A 24565-nucleotide genomic window follows, 5' to 3' on the forward strand; every position below is an offset into this window, starting at 1 on the left:
AATAGCTCTTTAAAAATAAATCTAGAATTAACGTTGACGTGTTTGTCTTGTTTTGTTCAGTTTTCAAGGTTCAAATGCTTGTCGCTGTCTCTTTCGGCGACTTTTCTAATTTACCACATCTTACTTCGTGGTGTCAACTGTTTTTTAGCAGGGTTTTCATCTCTTGGTTTGAAATGCCTTTGCTGTAGCAGCGACGTTTAATAATATATCAGCTATTCAGTCTCCGGTCAATACTTTTTAGTAAAAATCATTGTTTTTTTATTTACGTCCTTCCTCTCTATCCTCAACATGCTTCAATTGTCTCCTTACACGGGTTACGCATCCTTTCGATTCAAAGAACCCAAAGATCAACCAAGGCACGTACAATCCGAGATAAGCCGTACATGCCCCATATCCATTCACTGATTGGACTCGTCCTTGAACGACGTCCTCTTCATATACTTTAAACACTCCTTATGACTTGCGATCCTTCTGAACAGGGAAAACAAAATCGCATAGCGTTCATCCATGGCACGCTTCACGATATATTCAATTCTTGCGTCTTTCAAGTCGAACAGAATTTCGTCCATTTCACGTTTCAGTAAATATTCGATTTCTTGCTTCTCTCTGTCGTCGATTAAAAACCCAAGCAATTATGCCACCCCTTACTGTTGATAATTGTAGTTTTTTCCATATAAAGATTTTTATAATCATTTTTTTCGAATATAGATATTTTCAAGGGGACATGCATAAGGTGTAATACGGCTTTGAAATCGACAACAGATGGACAGGAGGATCGCATGTGAATACATTTCATACGGTGAATGCCAAGAGACTGAAGCAGGTTGCACTGATCATCGTCATATCCTTTTTCACCGCTCTGCTGGTGTATAGTGCGAATACATCAAGTATCGCTGTCTTCGGGACCAAAGATGGACCGAAGGCTGTTTTCAAGGGAGAGAAAGGCGTCGCGTTGACCTTTAACATCGGGTGGGGAGATGAAAAAGCAAAGCCCATATTGGAGGAATTGAAGAGGATGAACGTTCAGTCCGCCACCTTCTTCCTTTCCGGTGCCTGGGCAGAACGCCATCCTGAGCTGGTGGAGCAAATTGTGAAACAAGGATACGAGATCGGAAATTTGGGGTATGCTTATTCCGACTATACAGATATGGAACCGGAAAAGATCAGACAGGATATCCTGAAGGCCGATACGATCTTCAAGAAACTTAATGTGCAGGAGGTGAAGCTCCTTAGAAGCCCAACAGGTCACTTTGATAAAGAAACACTCAAGGTGGCAGATTCACTTGGACTGACCCTTGTACACTGGAGCGTGGATTCCAAGGACTGGACCAATCCGGGGGTGGATGAGATCGTCGAAAATGTCGGTGAAGCGAAGAAAGGGGATATCATCCTTCTGCACGCATCGGACTCTGCCAAGCAGACAGAGAAGGCCCTTCCTGAAATCATAAAGGAACTACAGTCCAAAGGAAGCTTCATCAACGTATCGGATATGATATCAAACGGAGATGCTAAGTCTTCCCTGATCCAATGAAAAAAGGCCGTCAGCAGTGACGGCCTTTTTTCTCATCCGGTCTTTTGTTGTCTCTCGGCACGGGAGTTTTCCAGGTAGCGCGGAAGCATCAGGAGCTGATACGCATTACAGGAGATGAGCGCCAAGAGCATAAGATACAGCCAGTCGATGGAGTTCACCAACAGGACCGGAAGCCATTCCAGTGTCGTAATGACAATCATGAAGAATAAAGCGGATACAAAAGTATTCGAGCTCGACTGCTGATTTTTGAAGTAGGCGGTGACTACCCCAATCAACAAGATGCCGAATCCAAGGAGGATATATGGCAGATAGGAATCATCCGCTTCTGCGAATGCTCTGAACCGGAAATAAATGAGATCGAATAACACGAATAGAATCAACAAGAACTGCACTGGATTCCACAGCCCTTTGAATAACCCCATGCCAAATTGATGAATCGTCAAGTAGGCGAAATACCCCATTTGGCTGATGACACTGAAGGTGAATCCTACAAACAAGAACCATAGCAGGCTCGACAATATCCCCAGTACATCTCCATCACTGACATATGGACCGAACTGATCCCATCTGATGAAAAGGGATGCCACTCCGGTCACTAATCCCCCGACTAGCAGCGTATGAATAAAAAAACGGATCCAATTACGGATGGTCACTTCTACTTTCCCCCAAATCTAAATATATGGACTCTTCTGATTGTACCAAACGCTTTCATGAAAAATCCATATGGCCCATGATTAATAAGTATATTTTTTGTGTCCGGCTCCATATTAAAGGTAAGGGAACTTGTATGAAAGGAGCCTGACCATGAAACGATTATCCTTTCTTGTGCTGTTATCCTTCTTTCTCTTGACCGCCTGTGGCGGCGGAGGAGCGGAGACCGGCAAAATGGACTATGAGGAAACCAAGAAAATGGTTGTCGATATATTGAAAACAGACGATGGTAAAAAGGCCATCAAAGAAATCATGAGTGACGATGAAATGAAGTCAGAGCTGATTCTGAATGAAAAAGTGGTCACAGATACCATCTCCAAGACCCTCACGTCGGAAAAAGGCGTCGAGTTCTGGAAAAAGGCCTTCGAAGATCCCAAGTTCGCCGAAACAATGGCGAACAGCATGAAGGATAGTAACGAAAAGCTTCTGAAAGAACTCATGAAAGATCCCGAATATCAGGGTATGATGATTGATCTCTTCAAGGATCCTTCCATGCAGAAGGATATCATCGAAGCCCTTAAGAGCAAGGAATATCGCGAACACCTTCAGCAGGTGATCATTGAAACACTTCAAAGCCCGCTCTTCCAGTCCAAGATCCAGGAAGCCAAGGACAAAGGATCTTCCGAAAGTCAGAAAAGCGGAAAGACGCTTAATGACCAAGGTGGCGGTTCCTCCAGCAGTGGAGGCGGCAGCGGCGGCGGTGCTTAATGACCAAAGGCCGGACGAATCGGTGTAGAACCCGAGTCTCCGGCCTTTTTCTTTATGAAAGCTTCTCTATTACTTTGTGGGCAATCTCTCCATAGATCTGACCCAGACGGTGATCGGCTGCATAGACAGAAGGAGCAAAGTCTTCTTCATTCCAATCAGGCTGTTGAAGAGGCAGCTTGCCAAGGAGATCGGTGCGCAGTTCTTCCGTCAGCTTCTCCCCTCCGCCTTGACCAAAGACGAATTCCTTTTCACCTGTGATCTTACTCTCGAAATACGACATATTCTCAACAACACCAAGAATATCATGATCCGTCTGCAGGGCCATGGCACCTGCACGTGCGGCAACAAAGGCCGCTGTCGGATGCGGAGTCGTGACAATGATCTCCTTGCACTTAGGAAGCATCGTGTGGACGTCGAGGGCCACATCCCCTGTTCCCGGCGGTAAATCAAGGAGAAGGTAGTCAAGGTCTCCCCACTCTACATCAGAGAAGAAGTTATTCAGCATTTTACCAAGCATCGGTCCCCTCCAGATGACAGGAGCATTATCCTCCACAAAGAAGCCCATGGAAATGACCTTCACCCCGAACCGTTCTACTGGAATGATCTTTTCCCCTCGTACAACCGGACGCTTCATGATCCCCATCATATCCGGGACACTGAATCCGTAAATATCGGCATCCACAAGACCGACCTTCTTCCCTTGTCGCGCCAACGATACGGCCAGGTTCACCGAAACCGTCGATTTACCCACGCCACCCTTACCGCTTGCAATAGCGATGAACGTCGTCTTGCTTGCAGGTGAAAGAAGATCCGTTCCTTCCCCACCTGAACCCCTGTGCTTCTCAAGCTCTTCATCAGACAGCTCCGTAAAACGGATACCCACTGAAGCAGCCCCGTTATCTTTGAGAAGCTGAACGACCTTCTGCTGGAACTGCAGCTGCTCGCCCGTCCCCGTCTTAGCCAACGCAATCTTCACGCTGATATGATTTTTCTCCTCCTTGATCGAAATCTCCTCTATACCGTTCGTTTCACCTAACGTTTTATGTAAAAAAGGATCCTGCAATCCCGCCAACAATTCACGTGCCTGCTGTTCCGTCAACATACGTAACCACCCTTTACTTTGTATTCGTTTTCACTGTTTCCAGTATAACATATCCAGCATAGAATGAATGATCAAAACGTTCGGAATGTTTTACTGGTATAACGAAAAGCGGAGGGGGCTTGGTCTGAGGCGACAAGCATAAGACTAAGATCTCTGAAAGGCGTTCTGTGCCTTTTTGAGATCTTGGTCTTATGACCTCGAGCCTCAAGCCCCCGGAGCTAGACATCACGAAAAGCGCTGGGGGATCCGCTCTGACCCGACAAGCATAAGGCAAGAACCCGGAAGGCGCTCTTGGCCTTTTTGGGTTCTTGCCTTATGACCTCGAGGGTCAACCCCCCGGAGCTAGACACCACGAAAAGCGCAGGGGCTTGGTCTGAGGCGACAAGCATAAGACGAAGATCTCGGAAAGGCGTTCTTGGCCTTTTTGAGATCTTTGGCTTATGACCTCGAGCCTCAAGCCCCCGGAGCTAGACACCACGAAAAGCGCAGGGGGCTCGCTCTGACCCGAAAAGCAAACCACAAGGAAGAAGATGCTGATTAAAACGAAGGATCTTCCTCCACATCAAAAAGACCCGGTCCTCTATGAGGACAACGGGTCAATGCACTATTCCTTTTTATCCGGTGCTTCGGCAAGATAATCCATGATCCCTTCATAAACCGATGCAGCGATCTTTTCCTGGTAATCCTTCTTGAGAAGATTCGCCCGCTCCCCCGGGTTTGATAGGAAGCCGATTTCCACGAGGGCGCCTGGCTTCTTGGCGTGCTTCAGGATATAGACATTCTGGAGCCCCTTCGCTTCCCTTGTCGTATTCTCCAGGTTACGGATCAGTTCTTTTTGGATGGCTTTGGCGAATGCCTTGTTTTCTTTGAACTTCGGGTTGTAGAACGTTTGTGCCCCGCTCCATTGGGCAGACGGAATTGAGTTCAGGTGCACGCTCAGATACAGGTCGGCCTCGGAGTCATTGATACGCTTCAAGCGTTCATGAAGGTCTTCGACTTTCCTCCTGCTGTATCCCTTCGTATCTTCATCTGCCAGATCTACGTCTTCTTCCCTGGTCATGATCACAAGGGCTCCCTGCTCCTGGAGATAGTCCCTGATCATGATGGAGACATCAAGGGCGATATCCTTCTCAAGGGCGTTCTTGTCCCCTGCACCACCGTCAGGACCGCCGTGACCGGGATCTATATAGATCACCTTACCGGATAAGGGGAGATTCCACGACCCCCACGTGTCCTTATCCAGGATCTTGTATTGAATAACAAACAGCACCGCTGCCAGCGCAGCGATCATCCCGATGACTTTGAGCTTTTGACGCATGATCGTCCTCCTGTCCCATTTGCCTTATTAAAAAATATGGGACAAGAAAGACATTTAGAACCCTTTTAGTGAAGCCGGAGCTTAAGACGCTTCATCCCCTGCCGATATCCTTCCTCCCACCATGTGTCGACAAAATGCTCACAGGAGTGGTAGAAGGACTCATCCACAGGCTGGGTGACACCGACTTCGGCCCAATAGAGCCAGAAGTTATACAGCGTATCGATGAAGTGCTTGAGTTCTGTATGGCAGCGCTGCTTCACGCGCTCTTCCCCTTCACCTTCATGACCGAACTTGCTGACTTTCCCTCCGAGCAGGTAGGCCTCGATTGCCACATCGAAACAGGCTTCATCAAAGCCCTCCTGCATGAAGGTACCGCCTTGTATCTTTATATAACCGAAATGTTTCCTGACGCTCTCCTGAAGCATCTTGATGGAGATGCCACGGAGGAGGGTCCGTTCGGATTTGATTTCTTTTTCCCGTTGTTTCGTTGTAAAAGTCGTGATGACGTTCAACACTAATCCACCCCTTTGACCCTATTCTCCTTCTCAGGAGACCGGTTCATTCGAGGAACTGTTACCAAGGGAGATTTTTGAAGACGGCCCTGTCATAAAGTCGTATTGCCAGGGCAAAATGAAAAAAGACCCAACCAAAAAGGTCGGGTCTTCCATGAAAAAATTAACGTTTTGAGAATTGTGGCGCGCGACGTGCACCTTTAAGACCGTATTTTTTACGCTCTTTCATACGGGAGTCACGAGTCAATAGACCAGCGCGTTTTAGAGAACCACGGTACTCAGGGTCAACTTGAAGCAAAGCACGAGCGATACCGTGACGGATAGCTCCAGCTTGGCCAGTGTAACCTCCACCATGTACGTTTACGAGTACATCGTAGTTACCAAGAGTTTCTGTAGCAACTAGAGGTTGCTTGATTACTTCGCGTAGTGCTGCGAATGGGATGTATACTTCTACTTCACGATCGTTGATGATGATGTTTCCGTTACCTGGTACCAAACGTACGCGAGCTACTGAGCTCTTACGACGACCAGTTCCATAATATTGAACTTGAGCCAAGATAATAACCTCCTCTTTTTAATTATCCACGAAGTTCGTAAACTTCAGGTTGTTGTGCTTGGTGCGGATGCTCCGCTCCAGCGTATACGTGCAATTTCTTGAACATTTGACGACCAAGTGAACCTTTAGGAAGCATTCCTTTGATTGTTAGTTCAAGCATTTTTTCTGAGTAGTTTGTACGCATTTCCAATGCAGTACGTTGTTTCAAACCACCTGGGTGTAGGCTGTGACGGTAGTAGATCTTGTCAGTAAGCTTTTTACCAGTCAATTCGATTTTAGAAGCGTTCAAGATGATCACGTGATCACCAGTGTCAACATGTGGTGTGAATGTTGGTTTGTGTTTACCGCGTAGAATAGAAGCAACTTCACTAGCCAAACGACCAAGAGTTTTGCCTTCTGCATCTACAACGAGCCATTTACGTTCGATTTCAGTGGCTTTAGCCATATACGTTGTACGCATGATTTATCCTCCTATTACTCAATCCGTAGTATTTATTCTTAAATCACAATAAGTTTCCGGGGCTTATCGTGGGGTTAATAACATACCATATGCTATATTATCTTGTTCCCAGAAGAATGTCAAGGGTATGTTACACCAGGATTAGTTGTTTTAGTTTTTTATTTTTGATTTGTGATGCTTTCCTGATTACAAGGGAATGATCCATTCGTATCATCCCCTGCCATTCCGTCTCCGTAGCACACCTTCCACAGATATAAGCCGTGGGCAGGTGCCGTTTTCCCTGCTGCGTCCCGGTCCTTTGCAGCAAGGGTGTCGGGGATGCTGTCAGGACTCCGTTTCCCGGATCCGACTTCCAGCAAGGTCCCCGTCAGGATCCTCACCATATTATAAAGGAACCCATTCCCCCTGAAGGACAGGACAAGCTCGTCACCGGTCTCTTCCAAGGTGATGGCATGGATGGTCCTGATCTTATCTTCCACTTCGGTTTTGGCCGAACAGAAGCTTGTGAAGTCATGCTCACCGAGAAGGTGGGCAGCGGCTTCCTCCATCAACCCGACCTCAAGCGGATAAGGGTAATGCAGGGCGAAGTTCCGATGAAACGGACTTCTCTCTGTCCCTTTATAGATCCTATAGCGGTATTCCTTCTCCTTCACGGAGAAACGGGAGTGGAAGTCACTTGAGACGACCTCTGCCTGCAGGATGGTCATTTCGTCCGGTATCCGCGTATTGAGGACGACCGGCCATTTCTCTTCGGGTATGGAGAGCGGGGTGTCAAAATGAAACACCTGCCCCTGTGCGTGGACCCCGGCATCCGTCCGGCCAGAGGCCGTCACCCGGATCGAAGCCCCCTTATGGATGGCACCGAGGACCCGTTCGAGCTCCCCTTGGACCGTCCGTTGACCGGGCTGTACCTGATATCCGTGAAAACCGGTCCCATCATACGCCAGTAAGCATTTAATCCGTTGCATGAGTCATTTCCCCCTGTCATCCCCTGAACACGATCAGGAGTCCCGTGAGGACCAGCAGGACGATGATGACCATCGTATCCCTGCCCTTCCAGGAAAGGAGCCGGTATTTCGTCCGGCCCTCCCCTCCCTGATAGCCCCTTGCTTCCATGGCGGTGGCCAAGTCTTCCGCACGCTTGAAGGCACTTACGAATAGTGGGATCAGCAGCGGTACGATGGCCTGTAGCCTGTCCTTGATCGGTCCTGAGGTAAACTCTGCCCCCCGGGCGATCTGTGCCTTCATGATCTTATCCGTCTCTTCCATCAGGGTCGGGATGAACCTTAGGGAGATGGACATCATGAGGGCCAGCTCGTGTACGGGGAACTTGATCTTACGAAGCGGATTCAACAGCGTCTCGAGTCCGTCCGTAATCGTGATCGGTGATGTCGTCAGCGTGAGCAAGGATGTGATCAAGATAAGGTAAAAGAACCGTAAACTGATGAAGATCCCTTGTCTCAGGCCTTCTTCATGGATAGCGAACCATTTGAGATCCAAGAGCACTTCCCCTTCTTTGGTGAAGAAGATATGCAGCAGGAAGGTAAACAGGATGATCCACAGGATCGGCTTCAAGCCGCCCAGGATGAACCGGATCGGCAATCTCGACAGGAAGAGTGCACCGAGTGTGAAGATACCGAGGATTCCATATGTCAGCGCGTTATTTGCCAGGAAGACGATACAGATGAACCCGAAAATAAACAGGAGTTTAGCCCGGGGATCCGCCCGGTGAAGGACGGATTGACCGGGAACGTAACGTCCGATGATCATCTTTTCCATCATGGCCGTCCACCCCCTGACATGGAAACAGCGTCTGCCAGCTCTTCGATCGTCAAGCATGTCCGGCCGAGGGATCTTCCTGAGGCCTTTTCGTATTCGTACTGGAAGCGAACGACGTCCGGCACATCCAAGCCCATTTCAAACAGTTCTTCCGCGTGGGAGAAGATCTCCCTTGGCGCGCCCTGCTTCTTCAACCGGCCTTTTTGCATGATGACGATCTCATCGGCATATCGTGCTGCATCCTCCATGCTGTGTGTGACCAGGATCGTCGTGAGCCCCTTTTCTTTGTGAAGCTCATAGAACATGTCCATGATCTCTTTTTGCCCACGCGGGTCAAGCCCTGCCGTCGGCTCATCCAGGACGATGACTTCAGGGTCCATGGCAAGGACACCGGCGATGGCGACACGGCGCATCTGCCCGCCCGAAAGGTCAAACGGTGACTTTGAGAGGACGTCTTCCGTTAAACCGACCTTGACGATCAGTTCCCTTGCACGTGATTCCGCCACTTCCCTGCTGATGCCGAAATTCATCGGGCCATAGCAGATGTCCTTCAAGACCGTTTCTTCAAAGAGCTGATGCTCCGGGAATTGAAAGACGATCCCTACCTTTTGGCGGACGGCTTTAAGGCTTTTCGACTTTTGTTTCGCATGGATCGTATGGGCCCCCATCGTCACGGTGCCCTCCGTCGGTTTCAATAACCCGTTCAGGTGTTGCAGGAGCGTGGATTTCCCGGAGCCCGTGTGTCCGATGACGGACAGGAATCGCCCGGTCGGGATCTCCAGATTGATGTCCTCAAGCGCCAACTTTTCGAATGGAGTGTTGAATGAATACCGGTACTCTACATGTTTAAATGTGATCTGCATAGTTCATTCACCAACTCTTCTTCTGTTAAGTATGTTTTGGATAATGGAATTCCCCGTTCCTTCAATGCACCGGCAAGCTTGATTGTAAACGGTGAATCTAGACCCAGCCCCGTGAGTTCGTCTTCAAGCTTGAAGATCTCTTCGGGGGTTCCCTCTTTGAACACGGTTCCCTGGTTCAGTACGATGATCCGATCGGCCCTTGATGCTTCTTCAAGATCGTGGGTGATGGAGATGACCGTCAGCTCCTCTTCTTCCTTAAGCTTCCGGACCACCTCTAGTACCTCTTTTCGTCCTTTGGGATCGAGCATGGAAGTGGCTTCGTCCAGGATGATGATGGATGGCTGCAGGGCAATGACACCTGCTATGGCCACCCGTTGCTTCTGTCCACCCGATAGATGGTGCGGCTCTTGAGCAAGAAAATCACCCATATGAACGTTCTTCAGTGCTTCCCTCACTCGTTTCACCATCACATCATGAGGGACACCATGGTTTTCCAACCCAAAAGCCACATCATCCTCAACTGTCGCACCGACAAATTGATTGTCAGGGTTTTGAAATACCATTCCCAGCTTGGCGCGGATCTCCCATATCGTTTCTTCCTGAAGACGTGTGCCGTCCACTGTTACGACTCCTTCATTCGGAAAATGAAGACCGTTCAGCATTTTGGCAAGGGTGGATTTCCCTGACCCATTATGCCCGACGATCGCCAGCCATTCCCCCCGGTTGACAGAGAGGTTGATGCCCTTCAGCGCTTCATTCCCTTCATCGGAATATCGGAAGCGGACATTCTCTACGTTGATGATCTTATCCAATCCTACTCTACCTCCTCTACACTACTCTCATCTCAGCTTATCAAAAAATACCCATATACAAAAAAAAGCCTGCACCCCGTCCAAAGAAAAGAAGACTTTTCTTGTTCAATCCATTGAACAGCTTCTATGCCTATAGAAGTTGGAAGGGGTGCACGAGCTAGACGAGTCAGCCTGAGCTGCTCATCGTAACGCTCTGCTTTTCATCGACATGCACTTATACAAAAAGGGCAAAGAACAGTTAAGGATTAACTGTCCCGCCCTTAATGTTAGTCGTCACGAATTATTAAACTAATTCGATGATTGCCATTGGAGCACCGTCACCACGACGAGGACCAACCTTCATGATGCGAGTATATCCACCTTGGCGCTCTGTGTAGCGTGGAGCGATGTCAGCGAACAACTTTTGAAGAGCATCTTGGTTAGTTTCAGCGTTAGCAACTTCTTTACGAATGTATGCACCTGCTTGGCGACGAGCATGAAGATCACCGCGTTTACCTAGAGTGATCATTTTCTCCACAACCGAACGAAGTTCTTTCGCACGAGTTTCAGTTGTTTCGATGCGCTCGTTGATGATTAGGTCTGTAGCTAAATCACGTAGCATTGCTTTACGTTGAGCACTTGTACGTCCTAACTTTCTGTAAGCCATTAAGGGTTCCCTCCTTTGTTGAGTCTATCTATAGAAAGAAGTTGATCAGTCGTCCTTACGCAATCCAAGTCCAAGGTCTTCAAGTTTAACTTTGACCTCTTCAAGGGATTTACGTCCAAGATTCCGTACTTTCATCATATCTTCTTCAGTTTTGTTAGCAAGTTCTTGCACAGTGTTGATTCCAGCACGCTTCAAGCAGTTGTAAGAGCGAACGGAAAGATCCAATTCTTCGATAGTCATCTCAAGAACTTTCTCTTTTTGATCCTCTTCTTTTTCAACCATGATTTCAGCGTTCTGCGCCTCATCTGTAAGGCCAACGAAAATATTAAGATGTTCTGTCAGAATCTTAGCTCCCAAAGAAATAGCTTCCTTAGGTCCAATACTTCCATCAGTCCATACATCAAGGGAAAGTTTATCGTAGTTGGTCATTTGACCGACACGCGTATTCTCCACCTGATAGTTAACGCGAGATACTGGAGTGTAAATAGAATCGATTGGGATCACGCCAATTGGAAGATCTTCACGCTTGTTTTGATCTGCAGGTCGGTAACCACGTCCGCGAGCTGCGCTTAGACGCACACGGAAATGACCACTTTTCGATAATGTTGCGATGTGTAAATCGGGGTTTAACACTTCAACATCACTATCGTGAGTAATATCAGCAGCCGTAACGACGCCTTCACCCTGCACATCAATTTCCAACGTCTTCTCTTCATCAGAGTAGATCTTCAACGCCAGCTTCTTGATATTCAAAATGATGGATGTGACATCCTCTACGACGCCTTCAATTGTTGAAAACTCATGCAGTACTCCATCTATTTGAATAGATGTGACAGCGGCACCTGGGAGTGACGATAGTAGGATACGACGTAAGGAGTTACCCAAAGTTGTACCATATCCACGCTCAAGTGGTTCTACGACGAACTTTCCATATGTGGCATCATCGCTGATCTCAACCGTTTCAATTTTTGGCTTTTCAATTTCGATCATTAATATTTACCCTCCTTCAAAACGTCGAACTCCGGTCTAAAGTCCGAAATTCCCCTTGTTTACGTTCCCTATTGTGCACCAACAACTGGTTACTTTTCTGAACATTTTGTATCATAACCCATTATAGACAACGATACAAAATTTATACAGAGAAATTAAACGCGGCGACGTTTTGGCGGACGGCATCCATTATGAGGAACTGGAGTGACGTCTCTGATTGCAGTAACTTCAAGACCTGCAGCTTGAAGCGCACGGATTGCAGCTTCACGACCAGCACCAGGACCTTTAACTGTTACTTCGAGAGTTTTCAAACCGTGTTCCTGAGAAGCTTTAGCAGCTGTTTCAGCAGCCATTTGTGCTGCGAATGGTGTAGATTTACGAGATCCTCTGAATCCTAGTGAACCTGCACTTGACCATGCAACAGCGTTTCCGTGAACATCAGTAATAGTTACGATTGTGTTATTGAATGTAGAACGGATGTGAGCAATACCGGCTTCGATATTCTTTTTCACACGACGTTTACGAGTGTTTTGTTTACGTGCCATACTAAGAAGTAACCTCCTTTACCTATTATTTTTTCTTGTTAGCTACAGTTTTACGAGGACCTTTACGTGTACGTGCATTGTTCTTCGTATGTTGACCACGAACAGGTAGTCCACGACGGTGACGAAGACCGCGATAAGAACCGATTTCCATCAGACGTTTGATGTTGAGTGAGATTTCACGACGAAGGTCACCCTCAACTTTCAATTTGTCGACGATATCACGGATTTTACCAAGTTCGTCCTCAGTAAGATCGCGAACGCGAGTATCTTCTGATACACCGGCTTCAGCCAAGATTTTAGCAGCAGTGTTTTTACCAATTCCATAGATGTATGTTAATGAAATGACAACACGTTTGTCACGTGGAATGTCTACACCAGCAATACGTGCCATAGTGATTCGCACCTCCTTTAAGTTTAGCCTTGTTTTTGTTTGTGTTTAGGGTTTTCACAGATAACCATGACTTTTCCTTTTCTGCGGATGACTTTGCATTTTTCGCAGATAGGTTTTACAGATGGTCTGACTTTCATCTTATTCTAACCTCCTTGATAGTACGGAGTGCAATAGATTATTTGTAACGATAAGTGATTCTACCTTTAGTCAAGTCATATGGTGAAAGTTCGACAGTCACCTTATCACCAGGCAGGATACGGATGAAGTGCATACGGATCTTCCCTGATACATGAGCATGAATGGTATGACCATTTTCTAATTCTACTTTAAAAGTAGCATTCGGCAAAGTTTCTAGTACTTTACCTTCAACTTCAATTACATCATCTTTTGCCATTGAACGCGTCTCCCTTCTTCTCGCTTATTTCTTCTACAAACTTCGAAACTGCATGGCGCAGTTTACCGTTCGTCACTCTGCCTGTTTCCATCATACTGTTATGAACTTCTGGAGAAACATGGTCACACATTTGAAGATGCCGGATGTTCTTCCGTTTTGGGCGGTCGAACCGTCTTTTATCTCCATCTGCGATGAGTACAAAACGTTCATCCAATTGCTGAACAACGATCGAGTAGCTTCCACGTTCATTTCCAGTAAGGACCTGAACGATTTGGCCGATCCTCGGTACCGTTGATTCTGACTCGATCAATCCAATCACCTTCACTCAGGCTTTCGTCAAAATCTCATAGCCTTCTTCAGTAATTGCAATGGTGTGTTCAAAGTGCGCACACATTTTATCATCAACTGTGACAACAGTCCAGTTATCCGAAAGTGTCTTCACATATCGGCTGCCTGCGTTTACCATCGGTTCAATTGCCAGTACCATGCCAGGCTTCAGACGCGGACCTTTGTTTGGCGGTCCATAATGAGGGATTTGCGGGTCCTCATGTAAGTCTTGACCAACACCGTGTCCCACATACTCACGAACGATTGAAAAGCCATTGGCCTCCACAAAAGTTTGTATACTATGAGAGATATTCGACAAACGTTCGCCTGGCTTCGCCTCTTTCAGTCCCAGAAAAAGTGATTCCTCTGTTACATCGAGAAGCTTTTGAGTTTCATCATCTATTGTCCCAACAGGATAAGTCCAAGCTGAATCCCCATGATAGCCTTGATATTTCGCCCCGATATCGAGACTGATAATATCGCCATTCTTAAGGACGCGATCCCCTGGAATCCCGTGAACAAGTTCATTATTCACTGAGGCACAGATGCTGCCACGAAACCCATTATACCCTTTAAAAGATGGAATTGCATCATGTTTACGAATGAATTTCTCAGCGATTGCATCCAATTCCTTCGTCGATATTCCCGGAGAAATATGCTTTTGCAATTCCGCATGAGTCAAAGCCACGATCTTGCCAGCATGGCGCATGATCTCAATCTCCCTCGGAGTTTTGCAGATGATCATTATGAAAGGCCTCCGAGAAGTTCATCGATGTCAGCAAACACCAGATTGATGTCTTGTTGACCGTTGATATTCTTGAGATATCCTTTATCTTCGTAGTATGAAAGCAGTGGTTGGGTTTGCTTGATGTTGACGTCAAGACGGTTTTGAACCGTTTCTTCGTTATCATCGGCACGTTGGTAGAGTTCGCCTCCACAGCGTGTGCAAACACCTTCTTCTTTCGGTGGATTAAAGACAAGATGATACGTAGCGCCGCACTCTCTGCAGATCCTGCGACCTGTCAAACGCTCCATCAGGATGTCTTTATCTACGTCGATGTTAATGACATAATTCATTTTTTTACCAAGATCAGCTAGGATGTTCTCAAGTGCTTCTGCTTGAGCAACCGTTCTAGGAAACCCGTCCAGTAAGAAGCCCTTATTGCAGTCCTCTTTGCTTAAACGTTCACCGACGATGCCGATTGTTACCTCATCCGGTACCAAATCACCATTGTCCATGAAAGATTTAGCCTTCAAACCTAGCTCTGTGCCTTCCTTGATGGCTGCACGGAACATGTCACCGGTAGAAATATGGGGGATACCATACTTTTCTACGATCTTTTCAGCTTGAGTGCCTTTTCCTGCACCTGGTAAGCCCATTAGAACTATATTCACTCGAACTCCCCCTAATTGTCTATAAAACGGCTTCAGGAACAGAATGTTCCCGAAAACCCTCTTATTTGATGAATCCTTTGTAGTGACGCTTCACAAGCTGAGATTCCAGTTGTTTCATCGTCTCAAGCGCAACACCTACTACGATGAGTAAGCTTGTTCCGCCGATTTGAGCCGACTGCGGCAATCCTGCAAAATTAATGAAGAATACCGGTAAGACTGCAATGATGGCAAGGAATGCGGCACCTACAATTGTTAGACGATACAGAACGCGAGTGAGATATTCCTGTGTGTTCTTCCCTGGTCTGATACCCGGGATATAACCACCCTGCTTCTTCAAGTTCTCGGACATTTGCTCCGGATTGACTTGAATGAAAGCATAGAAATACGTAAATGCGACGATCAACGCCACATAAATGATCATTCCGACTGGTTTCGTATAATCAAAGATGTATTGAATCGTATCTGTCACATTGTTGTTTCCAAAGAAGGATGAGATCGTCTGTGGAGTGATGATAAAGGAAATCGCGAAGATTACCGGAATAACACCCGCAGCATTCACCTTCAATGGGATATGCGTTGACTGTCCACCAACCGGACTACGCCCCACTAAACGTTTTGCATATTGAATCGGAATTTTACGAAGTGCCTGTTGAATGAACACTACTCCAACCACGATTGCAATGACTGCCAAAACAAGAAGTGCAAGAACCACAATGCGAAGGAAGAGCTGTTCACCAGCACCTTCGATTTGTTGTGCATAGATTTGGTTTACAGTGTTCGGGATGGCTGCGACGATACCTGCAAAGATCAGGATCGAAATACCATTTCCAACACCTTTAGCCGTGATTTGTTCACCCAACCACATAAGAAAAGCCGTACCGGCCGTCAATACTAACGCAATAAGAAGGTACGTACTTGGTCCCGGGCTTTGAATGAGCATCCCACCATAGATTCTATTGAAGCCATAGGACATACCGAAAGCTTGAATAAAACCTAAGATGATGGTGAAATATCGTGTGAACTGGGCTAATTTACGACGACCCACTTCGCCTTGCTTCGACCATTCCGTAAACTTCGGAACAACATCCATTTGCAGGAGCTGTACGATGATGGAAGCCGTGATATACGGCATGATCCCCATCGCGAAGATCGAGAAGTTCTGAAGTGCACCGCCACCAAACGTATTCAGGAATCCGAGAATACCCGCCTGGTCTTGCATTTTCAATACTTCAGCGTCTACGTTTGGTACCGGGATAAAGGTACCAAGACGAAAGACAATTAACATTAGAAGGGTGAAGATAATTTTATTTCTTATATCACCCACGCGCATAAAATTGGAGACAGTTCGAAACATTAGATCACCTCGGTTGTACCGCCAGCAGCTTCGATAGCTTCTTTAGCAGTGGTTGAGAATTTAGTTGCTTTAACAGTAAGCTTTTTCTCGATTGAACCTTTACCAAGAATCTTGATTCCTGCTTTTTCGTTACTTACCACACCAGTTTCAACTAGTAGGGCTGGAGTAACTTCTGTACCATCTTCGAAGCGATTTAATGCGTCAAGGTTGACGATTGCATACTCTTTACGATTGATGTTCGTGAATCCACGTTTAGGAAGACGTTGGAATAATGGAGTTTGACCACCTTCGAAGCCAGGACGAGTTCCACCGCCTGAACGGGCGTTTTGTCCTTTATGACCTTTACCAGATGTCTTACCATTACCTGAACCAATACCACGTCCTACACGGTTACGGACTTTACGAGAACCTTCTGCAGATTGTAATTCATGTAATTTCATGTCGGCACCTCCTTCTTTATAAACGTTAGGAATTATTTTTCAGTTACAGTCACAAGGTGAGAAACCTTGTTGATCATGCCGCGGATTGCAGCATTATCTTGTTGCTCGACTGTTTGATGCATTTTGCGAAGTCCCAAAGCTTCAACAGTTTTACGTTGATCTTGAGGACGGCCAATGATGCTGCGAGTGAGGGTAATTTCTAGTTTATTAGCCATCGTTATCCCTCCCTTAACCTAAGATCTCTTCTACTGATTTACCACGTAGTTTTGCTACGTCTTCAGCACGCTTAAGTTGTGTAAGACCTTGGATTGTTGCGCGAACCATGTTGATTGGAGTGTTAGATCCCAATGACTTAGAAAGGATATCTTGAACACCAGCCAACTCCAGTACCGCACGGACAGGTCCACCAGCGATGATTCCAGTACCGGCAGAAGCTGGCTTGATCAGGATTTGTCCTGCGCCAAACTGACCAGTAACTTGGTGAGGTGTAGTTCCACCTACCATAGGAACTTCGATTAGATTTTTCTTCGCATCTTCAATCGCTTTACGGATTGCATCTGGTACCTCTTGCGCTTTACCAGTTCCGAAGCCAACATGGCCGTTTTTGTCACCTACTACTACTAGAGCAGCAAAGCGGAAACGACGTCCACCTTTAACAACTTTCGCAACACGATTGATTGTAACTACGCGTTCTTCAAATTCGAGTTTGCTTGAATCAATACGACTCATCTGGATTGTCCCTCCTTTTTATTAAAATTCTAGGCCGTTTTCACGAGCTGCTTCAGCCAAAGCTTTAACGCGGCCATGGTATAGATATCCACCACGGTCGAATACCACTGATTTAAGGCCTTTTTCTACAGCTTTTTTCGCAACTAGTTCTCCAACTTTCGCTGCTGCCTCAACAGTTGCAGTTGCTTCAGTTCCGAAATCTTTATCTTGAGAAGATGCACTCACTAGAGTTACACCATTAGTATCATCGATAAGTTGAGCGTAGATATTTTTATTAGAACGGAAAACGTTCAGACGAGGACGAGTTTCAGTTCCAGTAATTTTTGAACGGACACGGGCATGTCTTTTCTTACGTGTTTTGTTCTTATCTGGCTTAGTAATCACCTACGGTCACTCCTTTCTTTAGCCTACGCGGCATTATTTACCTGTTTTACCTTCTTTACGACGAACATATTCGCCTTCGTAGCGAATACCTTTTCCTTTGTAAGGCTCAGGAGAACGTACTGCACGGATGTTAGCAGCTAATGCGCCAACGCGTTCTTTGTCGATTCCTTTGATGGAAATCTTAGTGTTTGCTGGTACTTCGATCTCGATGCCTTGTTCTGGTTCGATCTCAACTGGGTGAGAGTAACCAACGTTAAGCACAAGTTTCGTACCTTGTTTTTGAGCACGGTAACCAACACCGACTAGCTCTAGGTTGCGTTGGAATCCTTTAGAGACACCTTCAACCATGTTCGCGATCAAAGCACGAGTTGTACCGTGAAGCGCGCGGTGTTCTTTAGCATCAGAAGGACGGGTAACTGTAGCAGTTGTCCCTTCTACTTCTACTTTAATATCTGAATTGAATGTACGAGAAAGTTCCCCTTTAGGTCCTTTTACAGTGACGAGATTGTTCTCAGCTACTGTAATTGTAACATCAGATGGAATTTCGATTGGTAGTTTACCTACACGTGACATCCTGTTGCACCTCCATTCGTTTAAAAAATATTACCAAACGTAAGCTAATACTTCTCCGCCAACTTGTTTAGCGCGGGCTTCTTTGTCAGTCAAGACACCTTGAGAAGTTGATACAAGCGCGATACCCAGTCCGTTAAGAACTTTAGGTACTTCTGTAGATTTTGCATATACACGTAAACCAGGTTTAGAGATACGCTTCAATCCAGTGATTACACGTTCGTTGTTGCTTCCGTATTTCAAGAAGATACGGATAAGACCTTGTTTGTTGTCTTCCACGTATTCTACATCACGTACGAAACCTTCACGTTTAAGGATTTCAGCGATTTCTTTCTTGATGTTAGAAGCAGGAACTTCTAGTCTTTCGTGACGAACCATGTTCGCATTACGGATGCGAGTAAGCAAATCTGCAATTGGATCTGTCATTGTCATAATAATTTACCTCCTTCCCAATATAGGGTTTTACCAACTAGCTTTCTTAACGCCAGGAATCTGACCCTTGTATGCAAGTTCACGGAAACAAATACGGCAAAGCTTGAATTTACGGATGACTGAATGAGGACGTCCGCAACGCTCACAACGTGTGTACGCTTGAACATTATGCTTTGGAGTACGTTTTTGTTTCGCAATCATTGATTTTTTAGCCACGATTTCGCCTCCCTTACTTTTGGAATGGCATTCCGATTTGTGTCAATAATTCACGAGCTTCTTCGTCTGTGTTTGCAGTAGTTACGATAACGATATCCATACCGCGTACTTTAGACACTTTATCATAATCGATCTCAGGGAAAATCAATTGCTCTTTAACTCCAAGAGTGTAGTTACCGCGACCGTCGAATGCTTTTTTAGAAACACCACGGAAGTCACGTACACGTGGAAGTGAAACAGAAATCAATTTGTCTAGGAATTGGTACATGCGCTCGCCGCGAAGAGTTACTTTCGCACCGATTGGCATACCTTCACGAAGACGGAAACCTGCGATTGATTTTTTAGCTTTAGTTACAACTGGTTTTTGACCAGTGATTTGCATCAACTCATCAACTGCTACGTCAAGAGATTTTGAGTTTTGTACAGCATCGCCGACACCCATGTTGACAACGATTTTCTCAACTTTAGGCACTTCCATTACTGATTTGTAATTGAATTTGCTTACTAAAGCCGGGCTGATTTCTTTTTGGAATTTTTCTTTTAGGCGGTTCATACAGAATACCTCCCTTCTTAGTTATCTTTATCGTTGTTAAGTGGAAGAACTTCACCTGATTTTTTTGCAACACGTACTTTTTTGCCGTCTTCTGTTTTGTAGCCTACACGAGTCGGTTCGTTCGTCTTAGGATCCAAGATCATAACGTTCGATACGTGAACAGAAGCTTCCTGACTGATGATTCCACCTTGTGGGTTCATCTGTGAAGGTTTCGCGTGTTTTTTCACAACGTTGATTCCTTCAACCAGTACACGGTCTTTTTTAGGGAATGCAGCAAGAACAACACCTGTTTTGCCTTTGTCTTTCCCGGTAATAACCATTACTTTATCGCCTTTTTTTACATGCATTTCATCGCACCTCCTTGAATGGCCCAATGGTAATCTATTAAAGAACTTCTGGAGCTAGAGAAACAATTTTCATGAAGTTGCTGTCGCGTAGTTCACGGGCAACTGGTCCGAAGATACGAGTACCACGTGGTCCTTTGTCGTCACGGATGATCACACATGCGTTCTCATCGAACTTGATGTATGTTCCATCTTGACGGCGCACACCAGACTTAGTACGTACGACAACTGCTTTGACTACTTCACCTTTTTTAACAACGCCACCTGGTGTTGCTTGTTTTACTGTACACACGATAACATCACCGATGTTAGCCGTTTTGCGTCCAGATCCACCAAGCACTTTAATGGTTAGCACTTCACGTGCACCAGAGTTGTCAGCAACTTTCAAACGTGATTCTTGTTGAATCATGTAGGTAACCTCCCTTCGGAATAAAAACTATCCGAACTGTATTAGATAATAACTGCTTTCTCAACAACTTCTACTAAACGGAAACGTTTTGTAGCAGATAGTGGGCGAGTCTCCATGATGCGTACGATGTCGCCGATTTTTGCTTCGTTGTTCTCATCATGAGTTTTGAACTTCTTAGAGTACTTTACGCGCTTGCCGTATAGAGAATGCTTTTTATAAGTTTCTACCATAACCGTTACTGTTTTGTCCATTTTATCGGAAACAACACGGCCAGTGTAAACCTTACGTTGGTTGCGGTCACTCATTTAAGCAAACCTCCTCTCAAATTAATTGTTAACCCCGATCTCTCTTTCACGGATGACAGTTTTCATACGAGCGATTCCTTTGCGGACTTGGCTGATACGAGCAGTGTTCTCAAGTTGGCCAGTCGCAAGTTGGAAGCGAAGGTTGAATAGCTCTTCTTTAAGGGTCTTTACTTTTTGTTCAATTTCGGCAGTGGTTAGGTCACGAATTTCATTAGTTTTCATTGGATTCACCACCAATTTCTTCTCGTTTTACAAACTTGCATTTGATTGGAAGCTTGTGTGCTGCAAGACGAAGTGCTTCACGAGCAACCTCTTCAGATACACCAGCAATTTCGAACAAGATTTTCCCAGGTTTTACGACTGCTACCCAGCCTTCAGGAGCACCTTTACCGGAACCCATCCGTACTTCTAGAGGTTTTGCAGTGTAAGGCTTATGAGGGAAGATTTTAATCCAAACTTTACCGCCACGTTTCATGTAACGAGTCATAGCGATACGAGCGGATTCGATTTGGCGGTTTGTGATCCATGAAGCTTCAGTAGCTTGAAGACCGTATTCACCGAATGCTACTTCCTGACCGCCTTTTGCGCGACCACGCATTTTACCACGGTGTTCGCGGCGATGTTTAACGCGTTTAGGTAATAACATAATTATTTGCCTCCTTCCTCAGATTTCTTCTTTGTAGGAAGAACTTCTCCACGGTAGATCCATACTTTGACACCAAGTTTACCGTAAGTTGTGTCAGCTTCTGCATGAGCATAGTCGATGTCAGCACGAAGTGTATGAAGTGGAACAGTACCTTCACTGTAGTGTTCAGCACGAGCGATATCAGCTCCGCCAAGACGGCCAGATACTTGAGTTTTGATTCCTTTAGCGCCAGCACGCATTGCACGTTGGATCGTTTGCTTTTGAGCACGACGGAAAGAAACACGGTTTTCAAGTTGACGAGCGATGTTTTCAGCGACTAGTTTCGCATCAACGTCTGCACGTTTGATTTCAACGATATTGATGTGTACACGTTTAGCAGTAAGCTCGTTAAGTGCTTTACGAAGAGCTTCAACTTCAGTACCACCTTTACCGATAACCATACCTGGTTTAGCCGTATGAATTGTAATGTTGATTCGGTTTGCAGCGCGTTCGATTTCTACTTTAGAAACAGAAGCGTCTACTAAGCGTTTAGCAATATATTCACGGACTTTGATGTCTTCGTGTAATAGATTAGCGTAATCTTTATCTGCGTACCATTTAGATTCCCAATCACGAATTACACCGACACGGAGTCCGACCGGATGTACTTTTTGACCCACAGCTTATCCCTCCTTCTTTTCTGATACTACAAGTGTAATGTGACTTGTACGTTTGTTGATTTGGCTTGCACGACCCATCGCACGAGGACGGAAACGTTTAAGCGTTGGTCCTTCATTTACATAAGCCTCAGTTACTACAAGGCTGTTGATGTCCATGTCATAGTTATGCTCTGCGTTTGCGATAGCAGATTTAAGTACTTTCTCGATTACTGGTGAAGCTGCCTTAGGCGTGTGATTAAGAATCGCAACTGCTTCTCCAACTTGCTTACCTCGGATTAGATCAACGACTAAACGTACTTTACGAGGAGCAATACGTACTGTTCTTGCAACAGCTTTTGCTTGCATTAGGATACCCTCCCCTCAATTTTAGCGTCTTGTTTTCTTATCGTCACTACCGTGACCTTTGTAAGTACGTGATGGCGCGAATTCGCCAAGCTTGTGACCTACCATGTCTTCAGTGACGTATACAGGTACATGTTTACGACCATCGTAAACTGCGATAGTGTGACCGATGAATGCTGGGAAAATCGTTGAACGACGAGACCAAGTTTTAACAACTTGTTTGCCTTCAGTTTCGTTCAATTTTTCGATCTTGTTAATCAAATGATCATCAACAAAAGGTCCTTTTTTTAAGCTACGACCCATGGTTGAACCTCCCTTCGTGATTGGTCTACGGCTCTTTGATCGAACCGTAGTACAATCCCGTTATTTTTTGCGGCTACGCACGATAAATTTATCAGATTTATTGTTTTTCTTACGTGTTTTGTATCCAAGAGTCGGTTTGCCCCAAGGAGACATTGGTGATTTGCGTCCGATAGGAGCGCGTCCTTCACCACCACCGTGTGGGTGATCATTAGGGTTCATTACAGAACCACGGACAGTTGGGCGCTTGCCTAACCAGCGTGAACGACCGGCTTTACCGATGTTGATCAATTCGTGTTGTTCATTTCCAACTTGACCTACAGTAGCACGACAAGCAGAAAGGATCATGCGAGTTTCACCAGAGTTCAAACGAACAAGTACGTATTTACCTTCTTTACCAAGAACTTGTGCAGAAGTACCTGCAGAACGTACAAGCTGACCGCCTTTACCAGGTTTAAGCTCGATGTTGTGTACGATTGTACCAACAGGGATGTTGATAAGTGGAAGTGCGTTACCCACTTTGATATCTGCTTCAGATCCAGACATTACTTCCATACCTACAACCAAAGTTTTAGGAGCCAGGATGTAACGCTTTTCACCATCAGCGTAGTTGATTAGTGCAATGTTAGCAGAGCGGTTTGGATCGTATTCGATCGTAGCAACGCGTCCAGGTATACCATCTTTTTCACGTTTGAAGTCGATGATACGGTATTGACGCTTGTGACCGCCGCCTTGATGACGAACTGTTAACTTACCTTGGTTGTTACGACCACCCTTTTTGTGCAGGGGCGCTAGAAGTGATTTTTCGGGAGAATCAGTAGTGATCTCTGCGAAATCAGAGCTAGTCATGCCGCGACGACCATTAGAGGTAGGTTTATACTTTTTAATCGCCATGTTTTTTCCCTCCTCTTCTTAATTGAATGAATTATACTTCAAAGAATTCGATTTCGTTGCTTTCAGTTGTAAGTTTAACGACAGCTTTACGACGCTTGTTAGTGTAACCAGCGTGTTTACCCATACGCTTGAACTTACCTTTGTAGTTCATGATGTTGACTTTATCTACTTTCACATCGAAGATTTCTTCGACAGCGTATTTTACTTGAGTTTTAGTCGCTCTAGTATCTACTTCGAAAGTATATTTTTTTTCAGACATAAGATCAGTTGAAGCCTCTGTAATTACGGGGCGCTTAATGATATCACGTGCATCCATTATGCGAGCACCTCCTCTACTTTTTCAACAGCTGATTTAGTCATCACTAGTTTGTCATGTCCCAATACGTCTAGAACGCTGATTCCAGAAGCAGTAACAACAGTTACGCCAGGGATGTTACGAGCTGAAAGTGCTACGTTTTCGTCAAGACCGTCAGTCACTACCAATGTTTTGGCGTTGATTGAAAGACCTTTCAGTACGTTTGCAAATTCTTTCGTTTTTGGTGCATCGAATGACAATGCTTCCAACACTAGGATGTTTTCTTCTACCACTTTAGTAGAAAGAGCAGATTTAATCGCTAAGCGACGAACCTTCTTAGGAAGTTTGTAGCTGTAGCTGCGTGGAACCGGTCCAAATACGGCACCACCACCGCGCCATTGTGGAGAACGGATTGACCCTTGACGAGCACGACCTGTTCCTTTTTGACGCCAAGGCTTACGACCACCGCCACGTACTTCAGAACGATTTTTAACTTTGTGATTACCTTGACGTAAAGAAGCTCTTTGCATCAAGACTGCTTCAAACAATACTTGTTTGTTTGGTTCGATACCAAATACTGATTCGTTAAGTTCGATATCACCAACTTTAGAACCGCTTTGGTTAAATAATGCTACTTTCGGCATTCTTGTTTC

42 protein-coding genes are annotated in these 24565 nt (G+C 45.6%); 2 read left to right on the forward strand and 40 right to left on the reverse strand.

The window, feature by feature from the left end:
• Positions 1 to 398 precede the first annotated feature (398 nt).
• Positions 399 to 632 carry a hypothetical protein gene (locus AF331_RS20990; RefSeq protein WP_048007645.1) on the reverse strand — a complete coding sequence of 78 codons (234 nt, stop codon included), beginning with the start codon at positions 630 to 632 and terminating at the stop codon, positions 399 to 401.
• A gap of 149 nt (positions 633 to 781) precedes the next feature.
• On the opposite strand from AF331_RS20990, the gene pdaB reads away from it, so the two are divergent.
• Positions 782 to 1531, forward strand: a complete 750-nt coding sequence (pdaB, locus tag AF331_RS20995) for a polysaccharide deacetylase family sporulation protein PdaB (protein WP_053429938.1) — start codon at positions 782 to 784, stop codon at positions 1529 to 1531.
• A 32-nt stretch (positions 1532 to 1563) separates the two neighbouring features.
• Here the strand turns inward: pdaB and AF331_RS21000 are convergent, their stop codons facing one another.
• The gene (locus AF331_RS21000; protein WP_053429939.1) at positions 1564 to 2184 is read right to left on the reverse strand and encodes a KinB-signaling pathway activation protein; all 621 of its coding nucleotides are present in this window, start codon (positions 2182 to 2184) and stop codon (positions 1564 to 1566) included.
• 151 nt (positions 2185 to 2335) lie between these two features.
• Between AF331_RS21000 and gerD the strand changes: the two genes are divergently transcribed.
• Positions 2336 to 2950, forward strand: a complete 615-nt coding sequence (gene gerD / locus AF331_RS21005) for a spore germination lipoprotein GerD (RefSeq protein ID WP_053429940.1) — start codon at positions 2336 to 2338, stop codon at positions 2948 to 2950.
• Positions 2951 to 3002: 52 nt separating this feature from the next.
• Here gerD and AF331_RS21010 read toward each other — a convergent pair whose 3' ends face one another.
• The 38 genes from AF331_RS21010 to rplD all read right to left on the reverse strand — a co-directional run bounded on the left by AF331_RS21010 (position 3003) and on the right by rplD (position 24556).
• Entirely contained in the window at positions 3003 to 4052 is a 1050-nt protein-coding gene (locus AF331_RS21010) for a P-loop NTPase (RefSeq protein WP_048007641.1), read from the reverse strand.
• A 604-nt stretch (positions 4053 to 4656) separates the two neighbouring features.
• Positions 4657 to 5370, reverse strand: coding sequence for an N-acetylmuramoyl-L-alanine amidase CwlD (cwlD, locus tag AF331_RS21015; RefSeq protein WP_053429941.1), 714 nt, complete (start codon positions 5368 to 5370; stop codon positions 4657 to 4659).
• Between the two features lie 65 nt (positions 5371 to 5435).
• Positions 5436 to 5885 carry a DUF2521 family protein gene (locus AF331_RS21020; RefSeq protein WP_152915747.1) on the reverse strand — a complete coding sequence of 150 codons (450 nt, stop codon included), beginning with the start codon at positions 5883 to 5885 and terminating at the stop codon, positions 5436 to 5438.
• A gap of 160 nt (positions 5886 to 6045) precedes the next feature.
• On the reverse strand, positions 6046 to 6438 hold the full coding sequence (gene rpsI, locus AF331_RS21025; protein WP_048007637.1) for a 30S ribosomal protein S9: 393 nt from the start codon (positions 6436 to 6438) through the stop codon (positions 6046 to 6048).
• Positions 6439 to 6460: 22 nt separating this feature from the next.
• On the reverse strand, positions 6461 to 6898 hold the full coding sequence (gene rplM, locus AF331_RS21030; protein WP_048007636.1) for a 50S ribosomal protein L13: 438 nt from the start codon (positions 6896 to 6898) through the stop codon (positions 6461 to 6463).
• Between the two features lie 158 nt (positions 6899 to 7056).
• A complete protein-coding gene (gene truA / locus AF331_RS21035) occupies positions 7057 to 7866 on the reverse strand; it encodes a tRNA pseudouridine(38-40) synthase TruA (RefSeq protein WP_082347089.1) in 810 nt (269 codons plus the stop codon).
• A gap of 16 nt (positions 7867 to 7882) precedes the next feature.
• Positions 7883 to 8680, reverse strand: coding sequence for an energy-coupling factor transporter transmembrane component T family protein (locus AF331_RS21040; protein ID WP_053429942.1), 798 nt, complete (start codon positions 8678 to 8680; stop codon positions 7883 to 7885).
• Positions 8677 to 9540, reverse strand: coding sequence for an energy-coupling factor ABC transporter ATP-binding protein (locus AF331_RS21045; protein WP_053429943.1), 864 nt, complete (start codon positions 9538 to 9540; stop codon positions 8677 to 8679). The genes AF331_RS21040 and AF331_RS21045 overlap by 4 nt, the downstream gene beginning before the upstream one ends.
• Complete coding sequence (locus AF331_RS21050; protein ID WP_053429944.1) at positions 9516 to 10352, reverse strand: energy-coupling factor ABC transporter ATP-binding protein; 837 nt, start codon at positions 10350 to 10352, stop codon at positions 9516 to 9518. The genes AF331_RS21045 and AF331_RS21050 overlap by 25 nt, the downstream gene beginning before the upstream one ends.
• Positions 10353 to 10635: 283 nt before the next feature.
• Positions 10636 to 10998 carry a 50S ribosomal protein L17 gene (rplQ, locus tag AF331_RS21055; protein ID WP_048007632.1) on the reverse strand — a complete coding sequence of 121 codons (363 nt, stop codon included), beginning with the start codon at positions 10996 to 10998 and terminating at the stop codon, positions 10636 to 10638.
• A 45-nt stretch (positions 10999 to 11043) separates the two neighbouring features.
• Complete coding sequence (locus AF331_RS21060; protein WP_048007631.1) at positions 11044 to 11988, reverse strand: DNA-directed RNA polymerase subunit alpha; 945 nt, start codon at positions 11986 to 11988, stop codon at positions 11044 to 11046.
• Between the two features lie 155 nt (positions 11989 to 12143).
• Positions 12144 to 12533 carry a 30S ribosomal protein S11 gene (gene rpsK / locus AF331_RS21065; RefSeq protein ID WP_048007630.1) on the reverse strand — a complete coding sequence of 130 codons (390 nt, stop codon included), beginning with the start codon at positions 12531 to 12533 and terminating at the stop codon, positions 12144 to 12146.
• 25 nt (positions 12534 to 12558) lie between these two features.
• Entirely contained in the window at positions 12559 to 12924 is a 366-nt protein-coding gene (gene rpsM, locus AF331_RS21070; protein WP_048007629.1) for a 30S ribosomal protein S13, read from the reverse strand.
• A gap of 23 nt (positions 12925 to 12947) precedes the next feature.
• A complete protein-coding gene (gene rpmJ / locus AF331_RS21075) occupies positions 12948 to 13061 on the reverse strand; it encodes a 50S ribosomal protein L36 (RefSeq protein ID WP_003156543.1) in 114 nt (37 codons plus the stop codon).
• A gap of 38 nt (positions 13062 to 13099) precedes the next feature.
• Entirely contained in the window at positions 13100 to 13318 is a 219-nt protein-coding gene (infA, locus tag AF331_RS21080) for a translation initiation factor IF-1 (RefSeq protein ID WP_048007628.1), read from the reverse strand.
• Positions 13305 to 13637, reverse strand: a complete 333-nt coding sequence (locus tag AF331_RS21085) for an RNA-binding protein (RefSeq protein ID WP_373922386.1) — start codon at positions 13635 to 13637, stop codon at positions 13305 to 13307. Before AF331_RS21085 ends, infA begins: the two co-directional genes overlap by 14 nt.
• Positions 13638 to 13643: 6 nt before the next feature.
• Positions 13644 to 14390 carry a type I methionyl aminopeptidase gene (map, locus tag AF331_RS21090; protein ID WP_053429945.1) on the reverse strand — a complete coding sequence of 249 codons (747 nt, stop codon included), beginning with the start codon at positions 14388 to 14390 and terminating at the stop codon, positions 13644 to 13646.
• Positions 14390 to 15040: an adenylate kinase gene (locus AF331_RS21095; protein WP_048007626.1), complete on the reverse strand. Its 651-nt coding sequence runs from the start codon at positions 15038 to 15040 to the stop codon at positions 14390 to 14392. The genes map and AF331_RS21095 overlap by 1 nt, the downstream gene beginning before the upstream one ends.
• 61 nt (positions 15041 to 15101) lie before the next feature.
• Positions 15102 to 16394: a preprotein translocase subunit SecY gene (secY, locus tag AF331_RS21100; protein ID WP_053429946.1), complete on the reverse strand. Its 1293-nt coding sequence runs from the start codon at positions 16392 to 16394 to the stop codon at positions 15102 to 15104.
• Positions 16394 to 16834: a 50S ribosomal protein L15 gene (gene rplO, locus AF331_RS21105; RefSeq protein ID WP_048007624.1), complete on the reverse strand. Its 441-nt coding sequence runs from the start codon at positions 16832 to 16834 to the stop codon at positions 16394 to 16396. Before rplO ends, secY begins: the two co-directional genes overlap by 1 nt.
• A gap of 32 nt (positions 16835 to 16866) precedes the next feature.
• Positions 16867 to 17049: a 50S ribosomal protein L30 gene (gene rpmD, locus AF331_RS21110; protein ID WP_048007623.1), complete on the reverse strand. Its 183-nt coding sequence runs from the start codon at positions 17047 to 17049 to the stop codon at positions 16867 to 16869.
• A gap of 13 nt (positions 17050 to 17062) precedes the next feature.
• Positions 17063 to 17563 (reverse strand): 30S ribosomal protein S5, encoded by a 501-nt coding sequence (gene rpsE / locus AF331_RS21115; protein WP_048007622.1) that lies wholly within the window; start codon positions 17561 to 17563, stop codon positions 17063 to 17065.
• A 21-nt stretch (positions 17564 to 17584) separates the two neighbouring features.
• Entirely contained in the window at positions 17585 to 17947 is a 363-nt protein-coding gene (gene rplR, locus AF331_RS21120) for a 50S ribosomal protein L18 (RefSeq protein WP_048007621.1), read from the reverse strand.
• A 33-nt stretch (positions 17948 to 17980) separates the two neighbouring features.
• Positions 17981 to 18520: a 50S ribosomal protein L6 gene (gene rplF / locus AF331_RS21125; protein ID WP_048007620.1), complete on the reverse strand. Its 540-nt coding sequence runs from the start codon at positions 18518 to 18520 to the stop codon at positions 17981 to 17983.
• A gap of 30 nt (positions 18521 to 18550) precedes the next feature.
• The gene (rpsH, locus tag AF331_RS21130; protein ID WP_048007619.1) at positions 18551 to 18949 is read right to left on the reverse strand and encodes a 30S ribosomal protein S8; all 399 of its coding nucleotides are present in this window, start codon (positions 18947 to 18949) and stop codon (positions 18551 to 18553) included.
• A 30-nt stretch (positions 18950 to 18979) separates the two neighbouring features.
• Positions 18980 to 19165, reverse strand: coding sequence for a type Z 30S ribosomal protein S14 (locus AF331_RS22080; RefSeq protein ID WP_010191505.1), 186 nt, complete (start codon positions 19163 to 19165; stop codon positions 18980 to 18982).
• Positions 19166 to 19178: 13 nt separating this feature from the next.
• Positions 19179 to 19718 carry a 50S ribosomal protein L5 gene (rplE, locus tag AF331_RS21135; RefSeq protein WP_048007618.1) on the reverse strand — a complete coding sequence of 180 codons (540 nt, stop codon included), beginning with the start codon at positions 19716 to 19718 and terminating at the stop codon, positions 19179 to 19181.
• Between the two features lie 17 nt (positions 19719 to 19735).
• Positions 19736 to 20065, reverse strand: coding sequence for a 50S ribosomal protein L24 (gene rplX / locus AF331_RS21140; RefSeq protein ID WP_048007617.1), 330 nt, complete (start codon positions 20063 to 20065; stop codon positions 19736 to 19738).
• A 37-nt stretch (positions 20066 to 20102) separates the two neighbouring features.
• Positions 20103 to 20471 carry a 50S ribosomal protein L14 gene (rplN, locus tag AF331_RS21145; RefSeq protein WP_053429947.1) on the reverse strand — a complete coding sequence of 123 codons (369 nt, stop codon included), beginning with the start codon at positions 20469 to 20471 and terminating at the stop codon, positions 20103 to 20105.
• 41 nt (positions 20472 to 20512) lie between these two features.
• Positions 20513 to 20776 (reverse strand): 30S ribosomal protein S17, encoded by a 264-nt coding sequence (gene rpsQ / locus AF331_RS21150; RefSeq protein ID WP_053429948.1) that lies wholly within the window; start codon positions 20774 to 20776, stop codon positions 20513 to 20515.
• A gap of 21 nt (positions 20777 to 20797) precedes the next feature.
• Entirely contained in the window at positions 20798 to 20998 is a 201-nt protein-coding gene (rpmC, locus tag AF331_RS21155; RefSeq protein ID WP_048007616.1) for a 50S ribosomal protein L29, read from the reverse strand.
• Positions 20988 to 21422: a 50S ribosomal protein L16 gene (gene rplP / locus AF331_RS21160; protein ID WP_053429949.1), complete on the reverse strand. Its 435-nt coding sequence runs from the start codon at positions 21420 to 21422 to the stop codon at positions 20988 to 20990. Before rplP ends, rpmC begins: the two co-directional genes overlap by 11 nt.
• A 2-nt stretch (positions 21423 to 21424) precedes the next feature.
• Positions 21425 to 22081: a 30S ribosomal protein S3 gene (rpsC, locus tag AF331_RS21165; protein WP_048007614.1), complete on the reverse strand. Its 657-nt coding sequence runs from the start codon at positions 22079 to 22081 to the stop codon at positions 21425 to 21427.
• Between the two features lie 3 nt (positions 22082 to 22084).
• Positions 22085 to 22426, reverse strand: a complete 342-nt coding sequence (rplV, locus tag AF331_RS21170) for a 50S ribosomal protein L22 (protein ID WP_048007613.1) — start codon at positions 22424 to 22426, stop codon at positions 22085 to 22087.
• 21 nt (positions 22427 to 22447) lie between these two features.
• Positions 22448 to 22726: a 30S ribosomal protein S19 gene (gene rpsS / locus AF331_RS21175; protein ID WP_048007612.1), complete on the reverse strand. Its 279-nt coding sequence runs from the start codon at positions 22724 to 22726 to the stop codon at positions 22448 to 22450.
• Between the two features lie 60 nt (positions 22727 to 22786).
• Positions 22787 to 23617 carry a 50S ribosomal protein L2 gene (rplB, locus tag AF331_RS21180; RefSeq protein ID WP_053429950.1) on the reverse strand — a complete coding sequence of 277 codons (831 nt, stop codon included), beginning with the start codon at positions 23615 to 23617 and terminating at the stop codon, positions 22787 to 22789.
• Between the two features lie 31 nt (positions 23618 to 23648).
• On the reverse strand, positions 23649 to 23933 hold the full coding sequence (gene rplW / locus AF331_RS21185; RefSeq protein WP_048007610.1) for a 50S ribosomal protein L23: 285 nt from the start codon (positions 23931 to 23933) through the stop codon (positions 23649 to 23651).
• Positions 23933 to 24556 (reverse strand): 50S ribosomal protein L4, encoded by a 624-nt coding sequence (gene rplD / locus AF331_RS21190; RefSeq protein WP_053429951.1) that lies wholly within the window; start codon positions 24554 to 24556, stop codon positions 23933 to 23935. The genes rplW and rplD overlap by 1 nt, the downstream gene beginning before the upstream one ends.
• Positions 24557 to 24565: the final 9 nt, after the last annotated feature.

The sequence above is a fragment of the Rossellomorea marisflavi genome, assembly GCF_001274775.1.
Taxonomy (GTDB): Bacteria; Bacillota; Bacilli; order Bacillales; family Bacillaceae_B; genus Rossellomorea; species Rossellomorea marisflavi.